21 protein-coding genes are annotated in these 20720 nt (G+C 71.4%); 14 read left to right on the plus strand and 7 right to left on the minus strand.

The window, feature by feature from the left end; all coding sequences use genetic code 11:
• The first annotated feature begins 14 nt into the window (after positions 1 to 14).
• Positions 15 to 920 carry a HipA family kinase gene (locus JIX55_RS40240; protein WP_257568138.1) on the plus strand — a complete coding sequence of 302 codons (906 nt, stop codon included), beginning with the start codon at positions 15 to 17 and terminating at the stop codon, positions 918 to 920.
• Positions 917 to 1201 carry a SelT/SelW/SelH family protein gene (locus JIX55_RS40245; protein ID WP_257568139.1) on the plus strand — a complete coding sequence of 95 codons (285 nt, stop codon included), beginning with the start codon at positions 917 to 919 and terminating at the stop codon, positions 1199 to 1201. Before JIX55_RS40240 ends, JIX55_RS40245 begins: the two co-directional genes overlap by 4 nt.
• A 45-nt stretch (positions 1202 to 1246) precedes the next feature.
• Here JIX55_RS40245 and aceB read toward each other — a convergent pair whose 3' ends face one another.
• Positions 1247 to 2881, minus strand: a complete 1635-nt coding sequence (aceB, locus tag JIX55_RS40250; protein WP_257568140.1) for a malate synthase A — start codon at positions 2879 to 2881, stop codon at positions 1247 to 1249.
• Positions 2882 to 3096: 215 nt separating this feature from the next.
• Positions 3097 to 3753 carry a nucleotidyltransferase family protein gene (locus JIX55_RS40255; protein ID WP_257568141.1) on the minus strand — a complete coding sequence of 219 codons (657 nt, stop codon included), beginning with the start codon at positions 3751 to 3753 and terminating at the stop codon, positions 3097 to 3099.
• Positions 3754 to 4017: 264 nt separating this feature from the next.
• Here JIX55_RS40255 and JIX55_RS40260 point away from each other — a divergent pair, with 264 nt between their 5' ends.
• Positions 4018 to 4305: a DUF5955 family protein gene (locus JIX55_RS40260; RefSeq protein ID WP_257569636.1), complete on the plus strand. Its 288-nt coding sequence runs from the start codon at positions 4018 to 4020 to the stop codon at positions 4303 to 4305.
• A 118-nt stretch (positions 4306 to 4423) separates the two neighbouring features.
• On the opposite strand, the gene JIX55_RS40265 is transcribed toward JIX55_RS40260, so the two are convergent.
• The gene (locus tag JIX55_RS40265; protein WP_257568142.1) at positions 4424 to 5227 is read right to left on the minus strand and encodes an IclR family transcriptional regulator; all 804 of its coding nucleotides are present in this window, start codon (positions 5225 to 5227) and stop codon (positions 4424 to 4426) included.
• A 273-nt stretch (positions 5228 to 5500) separates the two neighbouring features.
• On the opposite strand from JIX55_RS40265, the gene allB reads away from it, so the two are divergent.
• Both allB and alc read left to right on the plus strand, forming a co-directional pair.
• Positions 5501 to 6841: an allantoinase AllB gene (allB, locus tag JIX55_RS40270; RefSeq protein WP_257568143.1), complete on the plus strand. Its 1341-nt coding sequence runs from the start codon at positions 5501 to 5503 to the stop codon at positions 6839 to 6841.
• A gap of 89 nt (positions 6842 to 6930) precedes the next feature.
• Positions 6931 to 8061, plus strand: a complete 1131-nt coding sequence (gene alc / locus JIX55_RS40275) for an allantoicase (RefSeq protein ID WP_257568144.1) — start codon at positions 6931 to 6933, stop codon at positions 8059 to 8061.
• Between the two features lie 115 nt (positions 8062 to 8176).
• On the opposite strand, the gene JIX55_RS40280 is transcribed toward alc, so the two are convergent.
• Complete coding sequence (locus tag JIX55_RS40280) at positions 8177 to 8995, minus strand: SDR family NAD(P)-dependent oxidoreductase (RefSeq protein ID WP_257568145.1); 819 nt, start codon at positions 8993 to 8995, stop codon at positions 8177 to 8179.
• Between the two features lie 185 nt (positions 8996 to 9180).
• On the opposite strand from JIX55_RS40280, the gene JIX55_RS40285 reads away from it, so the two are divergent.
• Entirely contained in the window at positions 9181 to 9807 is a 627-nt protein-coding gene (locus tag JIX55_RS40285; protein ID WP_257569637.1) for a dihydrofolate reductase family protein, read from the plus strand.
• Positions 9808 to 9959: 152 nt separating this feature from the next.
• Entirely contained in the window at positions 9960 to 10355 is a 396-nt protein-coding gene (locus JIX55_RS40290) for a ribonuclease domain-containing protein (protein ID WP_257568146.1), read from the plus strand.
• A 142-nt stretch (positions 10356 to 10497) separates the two neighbouring features.
• On the opposite strand, the gene JIX55_RS40295 is transcribed toward JIX55_RS40290, so the two are convergent.
• Positions 10498 to 10701, minus strand: a complete 204-nt coding sequence (locus tag JIX55_RS40295) for a hypothetical protein (protein ID WP_257568147.1) — start codon at positions 10699 to 10701, stop codon at positions 10498 to 10500.
• A 178-nt stretch (positions 10702 to 10879) separates the two neighbouring features.
• Here JIX55_RS40295 and JIX55_RS40300 point away from each other — a divergent pair, with 178 nt between their 5' ends.
• Positions 10880 to 12133: a sensor histidine kinase gene (locus tag JIX55_RS40300; protein ID WP_257568148.1), complete on the plus strand. Its 1254-nt coding sequence runs from the start codon at positions 10880 to 10882 to the stop codon at positions 12131 to 12133.
• A 286-nt stretch (positions 12134 to 12419) separates the two neighbouring features.
• Entirely contained in the window at positions 12420 to 13259 is an 840-nt protein-coding gene (locus JIX55_RS40305; protein ID WP_257568149.1) for a hypothetical protein, read from the plus strand.
• Positions 13260 to 13414: 155 nt separating this feature from the next.
• On the opposite strand, the gene JIX55_RS40310 is transcribed toward JIX55_RS40305, so the two are convergent.
• The gene (locus JIX55_RS40310) at positions 13415 to 14443 is read right to left on the minus strand and encodes an aldo/keto reductase (protein ID WP_257568150.1); all 1029 of its coding nucleotides are present in this window, start codon (positions 14441 to 14443) and stop codon (positions 13415 to 13417) included.
• A gap of 126 nt (positions 14444 to 14569) precedes the next feature.
• Here JIX55_RS40310 and JIX55_RS40315 point away from each other — a divergent pair, with 126 nt between their 5' ends.
• A complete protein-coding gene (locus JIX55_RS40315; protein WP_257568151.1) occupies positions 14570 to 15241 on the plus strand; it encodes a response regulator in 672 nt (223 codons plus the stop codon).
• Between the two features lie 67 nt (positions 15242 to 15308).
• On the plus strand, positions 15309 to 16499 hold the full coding sequence (locus JIX55_RS40320; RefSeq protein ID WP_257568152.1) for a cytochrome P450 family protein: 1191 nt from the start codon (positions 15309 to 15311) through the stop codon (positions 16497 to 16499).
• 289 nt (positions 16500 to 16788) lie between these two features.
• Here JIX55_RS40320 and JIX55_RS40325 read toward each other — a convergent pair whose 3' ends face one another.
• Positions 16789 to 17799: a Gfo/Idh/MocA family oxidoreductase gene (locus JIX55_RS40325; RefSeq protein WP_257568153.1), complete on the minus strand. Its 1011-nt coding sequence runs from the start codon at positions 17797 to 17799 to the stop codon at positions 16789 to 16791.
• 129 nt (positions 17800 to 17928) lie between these two features.
• Here JIX55_RS40325 and JIX55_RS40330 point away from each other — a divergent pair, with 129 nt between their 5' ends.
• The 3 genes from JIX55_RS40330 (at position 17929) to JIX55_RS40340 (ending at position 20587) form a co-directional block, all read left to right on the plus strand.
• Positions 17929 to 18666 carry a GntR family transcriptional regulator gene (locus JIX55_RS40330; RefSeq protein WP_257569638.1) on the plus strand — a complete coding sequence of 246 codons (738 nt, stop codon included), beginning with the start codon at positions 17929 to 17931 and terminating at the stop codon, positions 18664 to 18666.
• A gap of 197 nt (positions 18667 to 18863) precedes the next feature.
• The gene (locus JIX55_RS40335) at positions 18864 to 20009 is read left to right on the plus strand and encodes an ROK family glucokinase (RefSeq protein ID WP_152172533.1); all 1146 of its coding nucleotides are present in this window, start codon (positions 18864 to 18866) and stop codon (positions 20007 to 20009) included.
• Positions 20006 to 20587: a sugar kinase gene (locus JIX55_RS40340; protein WP_257568154.1), complete on the plus strand. Its 582-nt coding sequence runs from the start codon at positions 20006 to 20008 to the stop codon at positions 20585 to 20587. Before JIX55_RS40335 ends, JIX55_RS40340 begins: the two co-directional genes overlap by 4 nt.
• Positions 20588 to 20720 lie beyond the last annotated feature (133 nt).

Genomic DNA, 20720 nt, shown 5'->3' on the forward strand with positions numbered 1-20720 from the left:
GGTGGCCTGAGAAGATGCTGAGGGAAGTCACCGCAACCCGCTACGTCGCACCCCTGCGAGCCGGCGGCTCTGTCCCGGGGATCGTCGAAGCGGACGACCTGGGCACCTACGTCGTGAAGTTCACGGGCTCGGCGCAGGGACGCAAGGCGCTGGTCGCCGAGGTGATCGTGGGGGAGCTGGCGCGGGCGCTCGGCCTGAGGTTCCCCGAGCTGGTCCTCGCGCACTTCGACCCGGCGATCGCCGACCAGGAGCCCCACCAGGAGGTGCGGGAGCTCCACGGCGCGAGTGCCGGCCTCAACCTCGGCATGGACTACCTGCCGGGCGCGAAGGACTTCACACCGGAGGTCGCGAAGGAGTTCCGCGTCGGCCCGCTGGAGGCGGGAAGGATCATCTGGCTGGACGCCCTCACGGTCAACGTCGACCGCACCGTGCACAGCTCGAACCTCATGATCTGGCCGACGTTCGGCACGACACCCCCGCGCCTCTGGCTGATCGACCACGGCGCGGCCCTCGTCTTCCACCACCGCTGGGACGCCTCGGACCCCGCGAAGGCGTACGACTTCCGTCACCACGCCCTCGGCCACTACACCCCCGACGTACGCGCGGCCGACGCCGAACTCGCGCCGAAGGTGACGGAGGAGCTGCTGCGGCGGATCGTCGCGGAGGTCCCCGACGCCTGGCTCACGGACTTCGAGACGCCGGACAAGGCGCGTGAGGCGTACGTGGAGTACCTCCACGCCCGTGTGCGGGCCTCCGCGGCCTGGCTCCCCACCGACTTCCCCACCCGGGAGGAACTCGCCGCCGAGGAGGCCCTCCGCGCGGCGAGGACACAGCAGGGCCGTCCGAACTGGCTCAAGCGGGTCCCGGACCTGCACGGCAAACCGGCGGCGGAACAGGATTGGTCGGTACACCTGGGATGACAGATGTTCAGCGGGTCGAGATCGAGTACTGCACACAGTGCCGCTGGCTGCCGCGTGCCGCCTGGCTGGCCCAGGAACTCCTGACCACCTTCGAAACCGAACTGACCGAGCTGTCCCTCAAGCCCGGCAAGGGCGGGATCTTCGTCGTCCGGGTCAACGACGAGGTCGTCTGGGACCGCCGAGACCAGGGCTTCCCGGAACCGACGGCGGTGAAGCAGGCCGTACGCGACCGAGTGGCCCCCGGAAAGTCCCTGGGCCACTCGGACAAGCCTGCTTCGTGAGCCTCAGCCCTTGAGCCTCAGCCCTTGAGCCTCAGCCCATGACCCTCAGCCCTTGAGCTGCTCGTACGCCGGCAGCGTCAGGAAGTCCGCGTAGTCCTCGTCCAGCGCGACCTCCAGGAGCAGGTCGTGGGCCTGCTGCCAGTGACCGGCGGCGAACGCTTCCTCGCCCAGCTCCGCGCGGATGTTCGCGAGCTCCTCCGCGGCGACCTCGCGGGCCAGCTCCGGCGTGGCCTTCACCGTGTTTCCCGCGTGCTCGAACTCGACGCCCGCGTTGATCCACTGCCAGATCTGCGAGCGGGAGATCTCGGCGGTGGCCGCGTCCTCCATGAGGTTGAAGATGGCGACGGCGCCGAGGCCGCGCAGCCAGGCCTCGATGTAACGGATGCCGACCTGGACGGCGTTGACGAGACCGGGGTACGTCGGCCTGGCGTCCAGCGAGTCGACGGCGATCAGGTCGGCGGCCTTGACGTCGACGTCCTCGCGGAGGCGGTCCTTCTGGTTGGGCCGGTCGCCGAGGACGGCGTCGAAGGACGCCATCGCGATCGGGACCAGGTCGGGGTGGGCGACCCAGGAGCCGTCGAAACCGTCGTTCGCCTCGCGGTCCTTGTCGGCCTTCACCTTTTCGAACGCGACCTTGTTGACCTCCTCGTCGCGCCGCGACGGGATGAACGCCGCCATGCCGCCGATCGCGTGCGCGCCGCGCTTGTGGCAGGTGCGGACGAGGAGTTCGGTGTACGCCCGCATGAACGGGGCCGTCATCGTCACCGCGTTGCGGTCCGGGAGGACGAACTTGGCGCCGCCGTCCCGGAAGTTCTTCACGATGGAGAAGAGGTAGTCCCAGCGGCCCGCGTTCAACCCCGAGGCGTGGTCGCGGAGTTCGTAGAGGATCTCCTCCATCTCGTACGCGGCCGTGATCGTCTCGATGAGCACGGTGGCGCGGACGGTGCCCTGCGGGATGCCGACGTAGTCCTGCGCGAAGACGAACACCTCGTTCCAGAGGCGGGCCTCCAGGTGCGACTCCGTCTTGGGGAGGTAGAAGTACGGGCCCTTGCCGAGGTCGAGCAGACGCTGGGCGTTGTGGAAGAAGTACAGGCCGAAGTCGACGAGCGCGCCGGGGACGGGGATGCCGTCGGCGTCGACGAGGTGGCGCTCGTTCAGGTGCCAGCCGCGCGGGCGCATGACCACCGTCGCCAGCTCGTCGTTCGGACGCAGCGCGTACGCCTTGCCGGTGCGCGCGTCGGTGAAGTCGATGTTCCGGGTGTACGCGTCGGCCATGTTCACCTGGCCGAGGACCACGTTCTCCCAGGTCGGCGCGGAGGCGTCCTCGAAGTCCGCGAGCCAGATCCTCGCGCCGGAGTTGAGGGCGTTGATCGTCATCTTGCGGTCGGTGGGCCCGGTGATCTCGACGCGGCGGTCGTCCAGGGCCGCGGGGGAGGGTGCCACCTTCCAGGAGTCGTCGGCGCGGATCGCGGCGGTCTCCGGGAGGAAGTCGAGCGTGGAGGTGCGGGCGATCTCGGCGCGGCGCTCCGCACGGCGGGCCAGCAGCTCGTCACGCCGGGGCGTGAACCGGCGGTGCAACTCGGCCACGAAGGTGAGGGCGGCGTCGGTGAGGACCTCGTCCTGGCGGGGCAGGGGCTCGGCGTCGACGATGGCCAGCGGGGACGGCGCTGGTGCGGACATGAGCTGTCACTTCCTTCAGCGGGCGTGGCACCGGGTGTCGGTCGACCCGGGTAGGGCGGTGAGCGTCCCTGGATCGAGGGAGCGCTTCTGAACAGTGGATACTAGTTTCCTCATGGTGGAAGTTCAATGTTTTGTTGACGTCGAGGTTCTGTGGGTCGAGGCAGGATGGCGCTCGGTGCCACGCGCTCACACCACGTGTCCCGGCCGCGTCCGGCTCACTCCAGATGGACCAGATCGGCCTCCGTGTCGATGTCGTACGGCCGTGCCACGTCCCCGCACTCGACGAGCGTGATCGTGTCGTCGTGCGCCTTCAGATAGGCGCGTGCCCCCTGGTCGCCGGTGGCAGTCGCCGCGATACCGGCCCAGTGGTCGGCGCCGAAGAGGACGGGGTGGCCCCGCCGCCCGTCGTACGCGGCTGCGACGAGCGCGCCGCCGGGTCGGCCGGGCGGCGCACTCGACTCGTACGTGGCCAGGACGCGGGCCACCGCCTCCGGTCCGATGCCCGGCTGGTCGACGAGCGAGACCAGGGCGGCGTCGGCGCCCGTTCCGGCCAATGACTCCAGTCCGGCGCGCAGCGACGAGCCCATGCCCTCCGCCCACTCCGGATTGTCGACCAATAGGCAGCCGGGGAGTTCGGCCCGGGCGCGTACGGCCGCCGCCTCGGCGCCGAGAACCACGTGGATCCTGGCGCAGCCGCCCGCCCGCAGTGCCGCGACCGCGTGTTCGACCAGGGGTCGGCCGTGGTGGGTCAGCAGGGCCTTGGGGCGGCCGCCGAGGCGCCGCCCGCCGCCGGCGGCCAGCAGCAGCCCGGCGGCCCCGCCCTCGTGGTGAACCGCGTCAGGGGCTGCGTTCTGGGCCTCGTGGTGCGTCATGTCCCCTTGCATACCCGACCCGGCGTCGGCGTCCCGTGAAGCCGGACGGACCGTGTGCCGGCTTTGTGATGCCCGGGGACTGAATTTCAGTCACCGGAGTGGCGCTCGCCACACTGATTGGCGTTTACTGGCCCGCGCCACCCCCGGCGCCCGACCCACGCCGCACGGGGTGGCGGGGCCGTGCGAGGGCGTGCGGCCACGACTTGCGCACAAGGGTGTGTGCGAGGGGGGAGAGCTGTGTTGCGGAGCTTGGGGCAGAGGCCGGTGACCGGCATGGACGAGGACTTGAGGGTGGCGGAGTTGCGCTCGGCCGTGTCCCGGCTGCGTCGCGAACTCGCCGCCCATCCGGCCGAGTTCCCCGACCGGGGCATAGCCGAGGACGAGCTGGCGGCCCTCGCGGCGATGGCTGTCAGCGGGATTCCCGAGGTTCCCCGGTTGCGTCGCTCCCTGCTGCTGATCGCCGGTTCCATCGGCTCGGTCAGTGCGCTGTCGAGGGGGCTCGCGGAAGTGCGTACGGCGGTGGAGTTGTTCGGGGAGCCGCCGCGCCGCTGATCGGTGGGGGCCTCGGTGCCCAGTAGCCCGGGGGGTCCGGTCGTCCGGCGGGTGCGGGTCGCGCGTGGTTGCCCGCAGTTCCCCGCGCCCCGGCCCCCGCGGTCGAATGCCGGAGCTGTCAGCCGTTCGCGCCCGAAGTCGCCAGGGCCTCCGACAGTTCGGCGGCCACCTGCTGGAGCACCGGCACGATCCGGTCCGTCGCGGTCTCGGTGACGCGGCCCGCGGGGCCGGAGATCGAAATGGCCGCGGCGGTGGGGGAGTTGGGGACGGAGACGGCGAGGCAGCGGACGCCGATCTCCTGTTCGTTGTCGTCGATCGCGTAGCCGAGCCGGCGTACGTCCTCCAGCGCGGTCAGGAAGCCCTCGGGTGTGGTGATCGTCTTCTCCGTCGCGGCCGGCATGCCCGTACGGGCCAGCAGGGCGCGCACCTCGTCGGCCGGGAAGCCGGCGAGCAGGGCCTTGCCGACGCCGGTGGAGTGGGGGAGTACCCGGCGGCCCACCTCGGTGAACATCCGCATCGAATGCTTGGACGGCACCTGGGCGACGTACACGATCTCGTCGCCGTCGAGGAGCGCCATGTTCGCCGTCTCCCCGGTCTCCTCGACGAGGCGCGCGAGGTAGGGGCGCGCCCACGTGCCGAGCAGCCGGGACGCGGACTCGCCGAGGCGGATCAGGCGCGGGCCGAGGGCGTACCGCCGGTTGGGCTGCTGGCGTACGTAGCCGCAGACGACCAGCGTCCGCATCAGCCGGTGGATGGTCGGCAACGGCAGCCCGCTGCTCGCTGACAACTCGCTGAGGCCCACCTCGCCGCCGGCGTCCGCCATCCGCTCCAGCAGATCGAAGGCGCGCTCGAGGGACTGGACACCACCGGACGACGACTTGGTGGAGTCGGTGGTGCTGGCGCTGGCGCTGGACGTCGGCACGGGCGCGGTCCTTTCGGGGTGGCGGGCAAGGTCGCAGCCTACCGGGCAGTTCGTTGACTACTCGCGCGTGCGTCACTACGTTCTGTTTAGTGGAAGCCTAATTCCGTCTTGTGAAAACATCCAGAGTGGATGCATGGGTGCAGAGTGGAGGGGTGTGCCCTTGACGGCGCGGAAGCGGGGGTGAAAACTCCTTCAACAGAACGTTGAATTCCGTTACGCGGAAGTAAATACCGTTACGCGGAAGTGAACGGCGGTACGGCGAGAGGGGTCCCGGTGTCCGAGGCTGAACTGGTGTTGCGCTCGACGCGCGTCATCACCCCCGACGGGACGCGCCCCGCCGCGGTCGCCGTCGCGGACGGCAGGATCACGGCCGTACTCCCCTACGACGCCGACGTACCGTCCGGCGCGCGCCTGGAGGACCTCGGCGACCACGTCCTGCTGCCCGGCCTCGTCGACACCCATGTGCATGTGAACGACCCGGGCCGCACCCACTGGGAGGGCTTCTGGACCGCCACGCGCGCCGCGGCGGCCGGCGGCATCACCAGCCTCGTCGACATGCCCCTCAACTCCCTCCCGCCGACCACGACGGTCGACCACCTCCGTACGAAGCGCGAGGTCGCCGCCGACAAGGCCCACATCGACGTCGGCTTCTGGGGCGGTGCCCTGCCGGACAACGTCAAGGATCTGCGGCCGCTGCACGACGCCGGGGTCTTCGGCTTCAAGGCGTTCCTGTCGCCGTCGGGCGTGGACGAGTTCCCGCACCTCGACCAGGACGGGCTCGCCCGCTCCCTGGCCGAGATCGCCGGCTTCGGCGGACTGCTCATCGTCCACGCCGAGGACCCGCACCACCTCGACGCGGCCCCGCAGCGGAGCGGCCCGAGATACGCCGACTTCCTCGCCTCCCGTCCGCGCGACGCCGAGGACACCGCCATCGCGGCCCTCATCGCCCAGGCCCGGCGGCTCGACGCGCGCGTCCACGTCCTCCACCTGTCCTCCGGCGACGCGCTGCCGCTGATCGCCGAGGCCAAGGCCGAAGGCGTCCGCATCACCGTCGAGACCTGCCCGCACTACCTCACCCTCACTGCCGAGGAAGTCCCGGACGGGGCAAGCGAGTTCAAGTGCTGCCCGCCGATCCGTGAGTCCGCCAACCAGGATCGTCTCTGGCAGGCCCTCGCCGACGGCACGATCGACTGCGTCGTCACCGACCACTCCCCGTCGACCGCCGACCTGAAGACCGACGACTTCGCCACCGCCTGGGGCGGCATCTCCGGCCTGCAGCTGAGCCTCGCGGCGGTCTGGACGGAGGCCCGCGAGCGCGGCCACGGCCTGGAGGACGTGGTCCGCTGGATGTCGTCACGCACGGCCGAACTGGTCGGCCTCGACGACCGCAAGGGCGCCATCGAGGCGGGCCGTGACGCCGACTTCGCCGTCCTCGCCCCCGACGAGACCTTCACCGTCGACCCGGCCGCACTCCACCACCGCAACCGCGTCACGGCGTACGCCGGCAAGACCCTGTACGGCGTGGTCAAGTCCACCTGGCTGCGCGGCGAACCCATCGTCGTGGACGGCGAGTTCACCGACCCGAAGGGACAGCTCCTCACCCGCACCCCTTGATTCTCCGCCAAGCTCTCGACTTCGCTCGACCAGGGGCCCCCAATCCCGCACCCGCAGCGGCCGACAACCGAAAGGCAGACCTGATCATCGTGACGGCGCAGCATCACTCCCCGTCGGCGAGCTTCACCGGCGACGCGAACCCGTACGGCGGCGGCGACCCGTACGCGGACTACCGCACCGCCGACTTCCCCTTCACCCGGTTCGCCGACCTCGCCGACCGCAGGCTCGGCGCCGGTGTCGTCGCCGCCAACGACGAGTTCTTCGCCCAGCGCGAGAACCTGCTGGTGCCCGAGCGTGCCGAGTTCGACCCCGAGCACTTCGGGCACAAGGGCAAGATCATGGACGGCTGGGAGACCCGGCGCCGCCGGGGCGCCTCGGCCGAGCACCCCTGGCCGACGGCCGAGGACCACGACTGGGCGCTGGTCCGCCTGGGAGCGCCCGGCGTGATCCGCGGGATCGTCGTCGACACGGCCCACTTCCGGGGCAACTACCCGCAGGCGGTGTCCGTCGAGGGCGCGTGTGTGCCCGGTTCCCCGTCGCCGGAGGAGCTGCTGGCGGACGACGTGAAGTGGACGACCCTTGTCCCGCGCACCCCGGTCGGCGGCCACGCGGCGAACGGCTTCGCGGTCTCGGTCGAGCAGCGCTTCACCCATCTCCGCGTGAACCAGCACCCCGACGGCGGCATCGCCCGCCTCCGCGTCCACGGCGAGGTGGTCCCGGACCCGGCCTGGCTGGCCGCCCTCGGTACCTTCGACGTGGTCGCCCTGGAGAACGGCGGCCAGGCCGAGGACGCCTCCAACCTCTTCTACTCACCCGCCACCAACACCATCCAGCCCGGCCGCGCCCGCGTGATGCACGAGTGCTGGGAGACCCGCCGCCGCCGCGACCAGGGCAACGACTGGATCCGCTACCGCCTGGCCGCCCAGTCCGAGATCCGCGCCCTGGAGATCGACACGGCCTACCTCAAGGGAAACGCGGCCGGCTGGGCCACGGTCTCCGTCCGCGACGGCGACGAGGGCGACTGGCGGGAGATCCTCCCCCGCACCCGCCTCCAGCCCGACACCAACCACCGCTTCCTCCTCCCCACCCCCGCGATGGCCACCCACGCCCGCATCGACATCTACCCCGACGGCGGCATCTCCCGCCTCCGCCTCTTCGGCTCCCTGACGGAAGAGGGCGCGACCCGCTTGGAGGCTCGTCACCAGGAACTGGGCGGCTGAGCAGACAGGGGGCGAAGCCCCCGTCTGCCAGGGGCGCGGGGAACCGCGCGACAGGCCACGAGGCTCCGGCACATGTCCGCGCACACCAGCCGCCCCCGCGCCCCCTCAGCACCCCTTACGCGGCGTATCCACCGTCCACAGAGAACTCCGCCCCGGTCACGTACTCCGCCCCCGCCAGATACGCCACCATCCCCGCCACCTCGGCCACCGTCCCGAACCGCCCCAGCGCGGTCATCCCCGCCTGCCCCGCCGCGTACGGCCCATCTGCCGGATTCAGATCCGTGTCGATCGGCCCGGGATGGACGATGTTCGCGCTGATCCCCCGTCCGCCCAGCTCCCTGGCCAGCGCCTTCGTCAACCCGACCAACGCCGACTTGCTCATCGCGTAGAGCGTCCCGCCAGGCTCCGGCACCCGCTGCGTCATACACGTCCCGACGGTGATGATCCGACCACCGCGTCCCATCCGGGCCGCGGCGGCCCGGGACGTCAGAAACACGCCCCGCACATTCACGGCGAGCACCCGGTCCACCTCGGCGAGCGGCAGGCTCTCCAGCGGCCCCAGCACCCCGACCCCGGCGTTGTTCACGAGCACGTCCAGCCCGCCCAGCGCCTCGGCCGCCAGCCCCACCGCGCCCGCCGCCTCCCCGGCGTCCCCGGCGTCCGCCCGCAGGGCCACTCCCCGCCGCCCGAGGGCCTCCACGGCCCGTACGACCTCCTCGGCCGCCTCCTTGCCCCGCACATACGTGACGGCCACGTGCGCGCCCTCCCGGGCCAGCCGCACCGCCGTCGCGGCCCCGATGCCACGGCTGCCACCGGTCACGAGGGCGACCTTGCCGTTCAGAGGTGTGGCGCGGTCCAGGACGTCGCTGTCGTTCAGAGGTGTGGCGCGGTCCAGGACGTCGCTGTCGTTCAGGTTTCCGTTCGCAGTAGTCATGTCCCCCATCCCACCGGCAGCCCCGCCCCACCGCTGGCGGCGAACGGACGTCGACCTCCCGCCGGAGCCGTCCGGAGCGCTTCCGGGCCCCGCATCCTCGGACCACCGATGAGTTGCGGGCGCCACCGGGGTCTGCCCTGATGACAACAGACCCCACCACGGAGCACGAAAGCAGGCACCCCGCCATGGGCAAGCTCTCCCTCACCTCCTTCGTCACCCTCGACGGCGTCTACCAGGCCCCCGGCGGCCCCAACGAGGACCGCCGCGACGGCTTCGAGCACGGCGGCTGGAGCGTCCCGTACGGGGACGAGGACTTCGGACGGTTCATCGACGGAGTCTTCGGCCGCGTCGGCGCCTTCCTGCTGGGCCGCAGGACGTACGACATCTTCGCCGCCCACTGGCCGAAGGTCACCGACCCGGCCGACCCGGTCGCGGGGAGGCTCAACTCCCTGCCGAAGTACGTCGTTTCGAACACCATCACCCACCCCGAATGGAGCGGTACGACCGTGCTCTCCGGTGACCTCGCCAAGGAGGTCACCGCCCTCAAGGAGCGTACCGACGGCGAGGTGCAGGTCCACGGCAGCGGGGACCTCGCCCAGTCGCTGCTCGCCCTCGACCTGGTCGACACCTTGCACCTGCTGACGTTCCCGGTCGTCCTCGGCGCCGGCCGCCGCCTCTTCGCCGAGGGCGCCCTCCCGACGGCGTTCCGTCACGCCGGGGGCAGCATCACGAGCACCGGCGTGTCGATCCAGACGTACGAGCTCGCCGGGCGCCCGGAATACGGCACGTACGAACTCCCGGAGAACGCCTGACCTGCGACGGGCCCTGCCCGCGGTCGACGGTGTGAAGATCGCGGGCACCCCCGTGAACTCCGGTTAACTCCCGGAAAACTTAACGGACGTGCCCGGAAAATCATGGAACTTGTCATTGACATGCCACTGTCTACGCGCGTCATCATGGGGCCATGAGATTCCCCCCACGCGCACCACGCATCGGAGCGGCAGCCGCCCTCCTGTCCGCCCTCCTGGTGGGCGGCACGGTCGCCGCAGGCCCGGCCGGCGCCGCCACGACCGCCGTCGGCAGCATCTGCTACAGCGACCTGCCGTCGCAGGCGTACACCACGCTCAACCTGATCGCCCAGGGCGGCCCGTACCCGTACTCGCAGGACGGGAGCGTCTTCCAGAACCGGGAACGCATCCTGCCGGCGCAGTCCACCGGCTACTACCACGAGTACACGGTGAAGACCCCCGGCTCCTCCACCCGCGGCGCCCGCCGCATCGTCACCGGTGAGGACTACCAGGAGGACTACTACACGGCGGACCACTACGCGTCCTTCGACCTGGTCGACTACGACTGCTGATCAGGCAGATCCGGCACCACCCGTCCTGACCGATCCGGCACCACCCACCTGACCGATCCGGCACCACCCCACCTGACCGTCTGTTCGTCCCCCACCGGACAGACGGTCAGGTGGGCCGCCGGTCGCTCGCTCCCTCGGACGGTCACCCGGATTTCCGGCTCTCGGCCGCCGCGAACAGGGCGAGCGCCAGGACGATCAGCGCGATGCTCGCATAGATCTCGTAGCCGTCCAGGGCGCTCCACCGCTGCGTCACCCCCCACCGCAGCTTGCCGGTGAGTTCGTACACCAGACCGCCGGAGCCCTGCAGCAGGGCGATGAACCCGAGAAACTCCAACAACTGCTTCATGTCCCAGATCCTCGCCCCGCGGTCCCCCCACATTCATCGGCCGCGGGGCGAGGCCGGTCCGACGGGAGTGCCGATCCGCGGTGCGGCGGGCCGCCGAAAGTCGACGAGGTCACGACTTTGGTCGCGATCACCGGCTGAGGGAGGTGGCGGAGGCCGTCGCTGCATAGATTTGTCGACCATGAGTGGTGACAAGCCGGTACCCGAGCCGCCGACCTTTCCGGGACGGAGCTGGCTGTTGCCGTCGGCGTTGCTCGACGCCGACCACGACCCCGAGAACGGACACCCCGGACGGCCGCCCAAGCGCACCGCGCGCGACTGGGTCGTCGACTTCACCTGCTTCCTGCTGGCCGTGTTCATCGGTCTCCTGGGTGTGGAAACGGTCAGGAGCGAGCCCGACCTGCCGCAGGCCTTCGCCGTCGTCGACCAGGTGCTCGGCGCGCTCGCCTGCGCCGCCGTCTGGCTGCGCCGCCGCTGGCCGGTCGGCCTCGCCGTGGCGATGGTCCCGGTCTGCTTCGTGTCCAACACCGCGGGCGGCGCCGGCCTCGTCGCCCTCTTCACCCTCACGGTGCACCGGCCCTTCCGCCACGTGGCCTGGGTGGCCGGCGCCTCCGTCGCGCTGATCCCGCTGTTCTTCTGGCTGCGGCCGGACCCCGAAGTCAGCTATCCCTGGGCGGTGTTCCTGGCCGCGCTGCTCACCGCCGCGATCGTCGGCTGGGGCATGTTCGTGCGCTCCAAGCGGCAGCTCATGCTGAGCTTCCGGGACCGCGCCAGACGGGCCGAGACGGAGGCGGCGCTCCGGGCCGAACAGGCGCAACGGCTCGCCCGTGAAGACATCGCGCGGGAGATGCACGACGTCCTGGCACACCGCCTGACGCTGCTGAGCGTGCACGCGGGCGCGCTGGAGTTCCGGCCCGACGCGCCCCAGGCCGAGATCGCCCGCGCGGCGGGTGTCATCCGGGAGAGCGCCCACGAGGCCCTGCAGGACCTGCGGGAGATCATCGGCGTGCTGCGCGCGGGCGAGCCCGACGACGCGGACCGGCCCCAGCCGACGCTCGCCGCGCTCGACACCCTCGTCTCCGAGTCCCGCGAGGCCGGTATGAAGGTCGTCCTCGACCACGACGTCACCGACCGCGCCGCCGTCCCCGCCGCCGTCGGCCGCACCGCCTACCGCATAGCCCAGGAGTGCCTGACCAACGCCCGCAAGCACGCGCCCGGCGCCGAGGTCACCGTCACCGTCTCGGGCGCTCCGGGCGACGGACTCACCGTCTCCGTACGCAATCCGCCGCCTTCGGGGGAGGTCCCGCCCGTCCCCGGCTCCGGCCAGGGCCTCATCGGCCTCACCGAGCGCGCCACGCTGGCCGGGGGCCGTCTGGACCACGGGCCCGACCAGGACGGCGGGTTCGGCGTGCGGGCCTGGCTGCCCTGGGGCTGAACCCGGGCAAACGGCGTGCGCGACGCCATCTCGTCCCCCATCATGGCCAGTTGACTCGTACGACACGGGCGGGCCATACGGCACCGGGCGCCTCGGGAGGGACAGCGGAGTGAGTTTCGGGGGACACGATCCGTACCAGCCGCCCTGGCAGCCGAACGGAGGACCGTACCCCCCGGCTCCTCCGCCGTCCCCGGGACCGTATGTGCCGCCCCAGCCGGGCCCGCCGCCGTACGGCCCGTATCCCCCTCACCCATACGGCCCGTACCCGCCGCCCACCCTGTGGCGGATGCTGCGGGAGGACGACTGGCCGCCGTTGGGGCGGTTCCTCAGCGGGCTCCGGCTGCACGGCTGTCTGTGGGCTCTGGCCGCCATGTGCGCCTGGCCGCTGGTGGTCGGTCTGCTGGTGGGCTACCCGCTGGCCCGCTCGGCCCGCCGCCCGGCCCGGCGGATCTTCCCCTCCCGGGCCCGGCACCGTGTCGCGGACGACGGTGTGGCGCGGGTGCAGCGGACCCGGGCCTGGACGGCCACCGTCATGTCCCTGCTGATCCTGGCGGCGTACGGCAGGCCCGAGGACGTGGACCAGGCGCAGCAGCAGTTCATGATGCGGCTGACCATCACGCCCTGGCTGCTGCTCCTCAGCGCGCCCATGGTCGTCGCGGCCCTCTTCCGCTGGTCGTCGCCGACCGCGAGACGAGCCATGCGCCCCCATCTGCGCACCGCCGGGAAATCGGCCCTGTGGTACGTCGGCGCCTTCACGATGGTCCCGCTCCTCATCGGGGCGATCTACTACGCGGACAAGCACATGGGGGAGGACGTGGGCCGCTGGGGGCCACTCGTCCTCCTCCTGCCGCTGCTCTGGGTGCTGCTCTTCATCGCCTTCGCCTCCGGGCCCGCCGTACGCAGCGCCTTCAACACCGCCGATGTGCACCCGGCGCTCCCGGCGCTGCTCACCGGTGCCCTGGTGTGGGAGTTCGCCGCCATCAACCTGGCCGTCGGCGGGCTGCCGCCGGGACCGCCCCTGGTCCAGCTCACCGCCCTCATCGGCGGCCCGGCTTCGGTGTCGGCCGTCGCGTGGTGGGAGGTACGCCGCCTGCGCACCCGGTACGGGGTACGGCTGCGCGGCTGAGGGGGACCGGCGCCGATCGAGCGGTACGTGGCAGGGCCGATGCCGGTCGCCCGAGAGGCCCGCGCCCGTCCGTTCAAGCCGTCCGTGGCCGACCGGCCCGGTGCCCCCGTCCGTTCAAGCAGACCATGGCCGACCGGCCCGGCGCCCACGTCCGTTCAAGCCGTCCGCGGCACCACGCGCTGCCCCGCCGACCCGTACACCCACGCCGACGCCTCGTCGATGAAGTCGCCGGGGAAGCCGAGGCGGAAGCCGGTGGCCTCCTCCAGCCGGGCCAGCATGTCCTCGGGGAGGACGAGCCGGGCGGCGCCGAGGTTGTCCATGAGCTGTTCGACGCGACGGGCGCCGAGGATGGGGTGCACGGCGGGGGAGTGGGCCATGGTCCAGGCGATGGCGACCTGGGCCGGGGTGGCGTCGAGTTCGTCGGCGGCGGCCTGCACGGCCTCCGCCACCGCGCGCTCGCGTTCCCCGATCGCCTCGGCGGACAGCCGGGTCGCGGTGCCCGGCGCCACCCCGCCCGGGCGGGTGTACTTGCCGGACAGGACGCCGTTCTGCAGGGGGCTCCAGGCCGCGACCGACATGCCGAACGCCTCCGCCATCGGCAGCAGTTCACGCTCGATGTCCCGGTTGAGCAGGCTGTACGGCACCTGGAGCGCCGACAGCGGTGACCAACCCCGCCATTCGGCAAGGGTGTTGGCACGCGAGACCACCCACGCCGGGGCGTCCGAGATACCGACGTACAGCACCTTCCCGGACCGTACGGCGTCGTCCAGGGCGCGCATCGTCTCCTCGACCGGGGTGTTCCGGTCCCAGATGTGCACCCAGTAGATGTCGACGTAGTCCGTGCCCAGGCGCCGCAGGCTCGTCTCCAGGGACAGTGCGAGGTTCTTGCGGTGGTTGCCCGCGGCGTTGGGATCGGTGCCGTCGCGCGAGACGGTGTACTTGGTGGACAGCACGAACCGGTCGCGCCGCCCCTTGAGCAGCTCGCCGACGATGCGCTCGCTCTCCCCGCCCCGGTAGTTGACCGCGGTGTCGATCACATTGCCGCCGGCCTCCGCGTACACGTCGAGGATCCGCGCGCACTCCTCCCGGGGTGCTCCCACCCCGCCCTGCTCCCCGAACGTCATGGCGCCGAGGAACAGCTCGGAGACGCGGAGCCCGGTCCGGCCCAGGAGTCGGTAACGCACCCAAAACCTCCGTCAGTTGAATGCCGTACCGGCCGACACTAACGGGTCGGCGCACGACAAGGCGGTGCTCCGGGACGAAGCCCTCATTACGGTGGTGTCCATGACCGCGATCCGAACGGTGGGCCGATGACCGCGATCCGACTCCTCCTCGTCGACGACGACCCCCTCGTGCGCGCCGGACTGTCCTTCATGCTGGGCGGCGCCGACGACATCGAGATCGTGGGCGAGGCGGCCGACGGCGGCGAGGTGGACGCCCTCGTCGACCGTACGCGCCCCGACGTCGTCCTCATGGACATCCGGATGCCGACCGTCGACGGCCTCGCGGCCACCGAGCGGCTCCGCGGCCGCCCGGACGCGCCCCAGGTCGTGGTCCTCACCACGTTCCACGCCGACGACCAGGTCCTGCGCGCGCTGCGCGCGGGCGCCGCCGGATTCGTCCTCAAGGACACCCCGCCCGCCGAGATCGTCGAAGCGGTACGGCGTGTCGCGGCCGGTGCCCCCGTGCTCTCGCCCGCTGTCACCCGCCAGCTCATGGCACACGCCGCCGCCGGCGCCCCCGACACCCGCCGCACGAACGCCCGCTCCCGAGTCGCCGCCCTCAACGACCGCGAACGCGAGGTCGCCGTCGCCGTCGGCCGCGGCGCCTCCAACGCCGAGATCGCCACCGAACTCTTCCTGAGCGTCGCCACCGTCAAGACCCACGTCTCCCGCATCCTCGCCAAACTCGACCTCAACAACCGTGTGCAGATCGCCCTGTTGACGTACGACGCGGGATTGCTGGAGGAGGACGGGCACTAGGGCACTCAGGCGGGCACCAGGGCACTCATGGGCGGACCCGCGCGTTGTAAGGGCGAGGGGGGAACTCATGGGACGGATGAATGTGATCGATCTGGGGGAGTACGGGCCGCGGTTCACCGAGGACCCGTATCCCGTGTACGCCGAGCTGAGGGCGCTCGGGCCGGTGCACCGGGTGCGGCTGCCGAAGCCCGACGTCCATCACGAGGTCTGGCTCGTGGTGGGGTATGAGGAGGCACGGGCGGCGCTCGCCGATCCCCGGCTGTCGAAGGACCCCGCGAAGATCGGTGTGACCTTCCTCGACGAGGAGCTGATCGGCAAGTATCTGCTGGTCAGCGACCCGCCCCAGCACACACGGCTGCGCGGGCTGATAGCCCGGGAGTTCACCGCCCGCCGGGTCGAGCAACTGCGACCGCGGGTCCAGGAGATCACCGGCTCGCTGCTGGACGCGATGCTGCCGCTCGGCCGAGCCGACCTGGTGGAGTCGTTCGCGCACCCGCTGCCGCTCACCGTCATCTGCGAGCTGCTCGGCGTGCCCGAGTTGGACCGGGCGGCCTTCCGCAAGCTGTCGACGGAGGCGGTGGCGCCGACCAGCGGCGAGAGCGAGTACGAGGCCTTCGTCCAACTCGCCGCCTACCTCGGCGAGTTGATCGAGGACAAGCGGTGCTCCCCGCCGGCCGACGACCTGCTGAGCGCACTGATCCGGACGACGGACGAGGGCGGCGACCGGCTGTCACCGGCCGAGCTGCGCGGTATGGCCTTCATCCTCCTCATCGCCGGCCACGAGACCACGGTCAACCTCATCACCGGCGCCGTCCACGCGCTCCTCACCCACCCGGAGCAACTCGCCGAGGTACGGGCCGACATGAGCCTCGTCGACGCGGTCGTGGAGGAGACCCTGCGTCACGAGGGCCCGGTGGAGAACGCGACGTTCCGCCATGCCGCCGAGCCGCTGGACATCGGTGGTACGGCCATCCCGGCGGGCGACTCGGTCATGATCGGCCTGGCCGCCGCCGACCGCGACGGCAGCCGGTACCCCGCCCCCGACCACTTCGACATCCACCGCGACACCCGCGGCCACCTCGCCTTCGGCCATGGCATCCACTACTGCCTGGGCGCGCCCCTGGCCCGCCTGGAGGCCCGCACAGCGCTCCGCGCCCTCCTGGAACGCTGCCCCGACCTTGCCCTCGACGGCCCACCGGGCGACTGGCTGCCGGGAATGCTGATACGCGGGGTACGGAGCCTGCCGGTGCGCTGGTGAGGAGTGTTTCTCGCCCCCGCCGCCTCTACCGGTCGCGTCCCCGGGGGCGCTGCCGCGATGGGAGACGCCGGGGCTCGGCTGGATGTTTTCAGGGGCGCGGGGAACTGCACGACAAGCCACGACGATCCCGCAGCCACACACCCTCCCAAGCCCCTACTGCACTCAAGGGAAACGGGGTCCGGGGCGGAGCCCCGTGAAAGGGGCGCGGGGTGGCAGGGGCGGCAGCGCCCCTGGGGACGGGACGGGCAGGGGCGGCGGGGGCGGAAACTCCCTGGCCCCAGCCCGGCGGCTAGTCCCGGCCCCCCGGAATCTCCCCCAGGTTCACCGGCCGGTGCTCCAGGCGGGACAGCTCGCACGCCTCGGCGATCCGGAGCGCCTGGAGGGCCTCACGGCCGTCGCAGGGGTTGGCCCGCTCACCCCGCACCACCTCGACGAAGGCGGCGATCTCGGCCTCGTACGCGGCGGCGAAGCGCTCCAGGAAGCCCGTCCACGGCTTGTCGGCGGGCGGCGGCCCGGTCGGCTCCGTGGACGCGACCGGCGTACGGTCGTCCAGGCCGACCACCACGGTGTCCAGCTCCCCGGCCAGCTCCAGCCGCACGTCGTACCCGGCCCCGTTCACCCGCGCCGCCGTGGCCGTGACCAGCGTCCCGTCCTCCAGCGTGAGCACGACGGCCGCCGTGTCGAGGTCGTGCGCCTCCCGGAACATCGGGTGCCCGACGTCCGACCCGGTGGCGTACACGGTGGCGACCTCGCGCCCCGTCACCCACCGCACGATGTCGAAGTCGTGGATCAGGCAGTCCCGGTAGATCCCTCCGGAGATATGCAGGTACTCCGCGGGCGGCGGCGTCTGGTCGGCTGTCAGCGCCCGTACGGTGTGCAGCCGCCCGAGCCGACCCGCGCGCACCGCCTCCCGGGCGGTGACATAACCGGAGTCGAAACGGCGCTGGAAGCCCATCTGCAGCACGGTCCCGGCCGCGTCGACCTCGGCCAGCGCGCTTAAGGTGCCCGGCAGGTCCACGGCGATGGGTTTCTCGCAGAAGACCGGGAGTCCCGAGCGTGCTGCCCGACCGATCAGTTCGCCGTGGGCCGAGGTCGCGGCCGTTATGACGACGGCGTCCACACCCCAGGTGAAGATCTCGTCGACGCCCGGCGCCGCCGTCTCGCCGAGGCGATCCGCGAGGTCATGGGCCCGAGCCCTGTCGACGTCCGTGATGATCAGAGAGCCGACATCACGGTGGCGGCTGAGCGTGGTCGCGTGAAACGTTCCGATGCGACCCGCCCCGATGAGTCCGATGCGCATGGGAAACAAAGTGGGGTCGCACCTGCCGCCGTGTCAATGGTTTGTCCGGACAACCGAACTACGCAACTTCCCGTCAACAAGCACCGGGGCTACGCTCGGCCCGTGCCGAAACCAGAAGTGGCTCCGACCGTGTCGCTCCAGCTCAGCGTCGACCGCAGCAGTCCGGTCCCGCTCTACTTCCAGCTGTCCCAGCAGCTGGAGGCCGCGATCGAGCACGGCGAGCTGACCCCGGGCAGTCTGCTGGGCAACGAGATCGAGCTGGCCGCCCGCCTCGGCCTGTCCCGCCCCACCGTCCGCCAGGCCATCCAGTCCCTGGTCGACAAGGGCCTGCTCGTACGCCGCCGCGGGGTGGGCACCCAGGTCGTCCACAGCCAGGTCAAACGCCCCCTGGAACTGAGCAGCCTCTACGACGACCTGGAGGCCGCCGGCCAGCGCCCGGCCACCCGCGTCCTGGCCAACACCACCGTCGCCGCCTCCGCCGAGGTCGCCGCCGCCCTCGCCGTCGCGGAGGGCAGCGAAGTCCACCGTATCGAGCGACTCCGTCTGGCCCACGGCGAACCCATGGCCTGCCTCTGCAACTACCTCCCCACCGACCTCCTCGACCTGGACTCCCCCCAGCTCGAAGCCACCGGCCTCTACCGCCTCATGCGTGCCGCAGGCATCACCCTCCACAGCGCCCGCCAGACCATCGGCGCGAGAACGGCCACCCCGGACGAGGCCGACCGCCTCAGCGAGCCGGTGAACGCCCCCCTCCTGACGATGCAACGCACCACCTTCGACGACACGGGCCGAGCGGTGGAATACGGCACCCACATCTACCGGGCGTCCCGCTATTCGTTCGACTTCCAACTCCTGGTGCGGTCATAAGCAGGGAGCACCCTTTGTCTGTCAGGTTGTTTGTCAGGGGAGCACCCTTTGTTTGTAAGGGACGCGGGGCTGTGACATATGCGGCTCCGCCGCGTGGGCGCGACCAGCCCTCACGCACCCGCAGCAGAACGACAAAGAGGCGGCACCCCCTGCCCCCATGGCACCACCAAGCGGAGCGTTGAGGCAGAATCGGCCCGATGAGCACTTACCGCGACTTCACCCACCGCGGCTCCGCGCGGGCCACCGTCCTGCGGACCGTGGGAACGCGCGAGCGCCGCTCCCACCTGACGGCCCCCCGCGTTCCCACCGTCGGCATCGACATCGGTGGTACGAAGGTGATGGCGGGCGTCGTGGACGCCGACGGCAACATCCTGGAGAAGCTCCGCACGGAGACCCCGGACAAGTCGAAGAGCCCCCAGGTCGTCGAGGACACCATCACGGAGCTGGTCCTGGACCTCTCCGACCGGCACGACGTGCACGCCGTCGGCATCGGCGCCGCCGGCTGGGTCGACGCGGACCGCAACCGAGTCCTGTTCGCCCCCCACCTTTCCTGGCGCAACGAGCCGCTGCGCGACCGCCTCGCCGGCCGCCTCGCCGTGCCGGTGCTGGTCGACAACGACGCGAACGCCGCCGCCTGGGCCGAGTGGCGCTTCGGCGCCGGCCGCGACGAGGACCACCTGGTCATGATCACGCTCGGCACCGGTATCGGCGGCGCGATCCTGGAGGACGGCCAGGTCAAGCGCGGCAAGTTCGGCGTCGCGGGCGAGTTCGGCCATATGCAGGTCGTGCCCGGCGGCCACCGCTGCCCGTGCGGCAACCGCGGCTGCTGGGAGCAGTACAGCTCAGGAAACGCCCTGGTCAGAGAGGCCCGCGAACTCGCGGCGGCCGACTCCCCGGTGGCGTACGGGATCATCGAGCACGTCAAGGGGAACATCGGCGACATCACCGGGCCGATGATCACCGAGCTGGCCCGCGAGGGCGACGCGATGTGTATCGAGCTGCTCCAGGACATCGGCCAGTGGCTCGGCGTCGGCATCGCCAACCTGGCCGCCGCCCTCGACCCGTCCTGCTTCGTCATCGGCGGTGGTGTCTCGGCCGCCGACGACCTGCTGATCGGCCCGGCCCGGGACGCCTTCCGCCGTCATCTCACCGGCCGCGGCTACCGCCCCGAGGCCCGTATCGCGCGCGCCCAGCTCGGGCCCGAGGCCGGCATGGTGGGCGCCGCCGACCTCGCCAGGCTCGTGGCCCGCCGCTTCCGCCGTGCCAACCGGCGCAGAGTCGAGCGGTACGAGCGTTACGCGCGGTACGTGGAGGCCCGCCGCACCACCCAGGACTCCGCGTGACCGCCTCCCTGCCGCATCAGGGCTCCTCCCCGGAGGAGCCGGAGCGGCCCGCCGAGAACCGCCGCCGCACGATCCGCCGCCGGGCGATCACCCTGGCGATCATCGTGCTGCTCATCGGCGTACCCGCCGGCTATCTGGTGATCTCCGCCAACCAGAGCCGCGACAGCGGCAAGGACAAGGAGAAGAAGTACTCGGCGACCGGCCTCACCGCGCACTGGCCCTCCCGGGTCCAGCAGCGCCTCTACCAGGTGCCGATCCCGCCGTACTCCAAACACGTCGCGTACTACGAGACGAACAACTGGAAGACCAGCCGTCTCTACGCGCAGTTCTATACGAGCAACGAGGGCCTGGAGAGCTTCCTCAACCAGATCGGCGTCGGCACGGACGACCTGGAGGACGACGAGATCGCCATCAACGCCCGTGACCGGCGGATCGTCGGCTGGGACTTCAGCGGCTCCGGCCCCTGGTACGGCCTCGTCAACGACCAGAAGAACCCCGCCCCCACCCACGACATCGTCGTGAACCGGTCGAACCCGGACCATCCGATGGTGTACGTGGTGTCACGGACAGTGCCCTGACCAGGGAGAACCCCTACCCGGACGCGTCCGTGCACGGTCGTCGAGGCCGATTGTCGGACCCCGCCCGTAGAGTCGGAGACAGCTGATCGGAGCCGGAGACGGCTCATCCGACGGAAGGGCGGGAGGTGACCGG

Source organism: Streptomyces sp. DSM 40750, assembly GCF_024612035.1.
Taxonomy (GTDB): Bacteria; Actinomycetota; Actinomycetes; order Streptomycetales; family Streptomycetaceae; genus Streptomyces.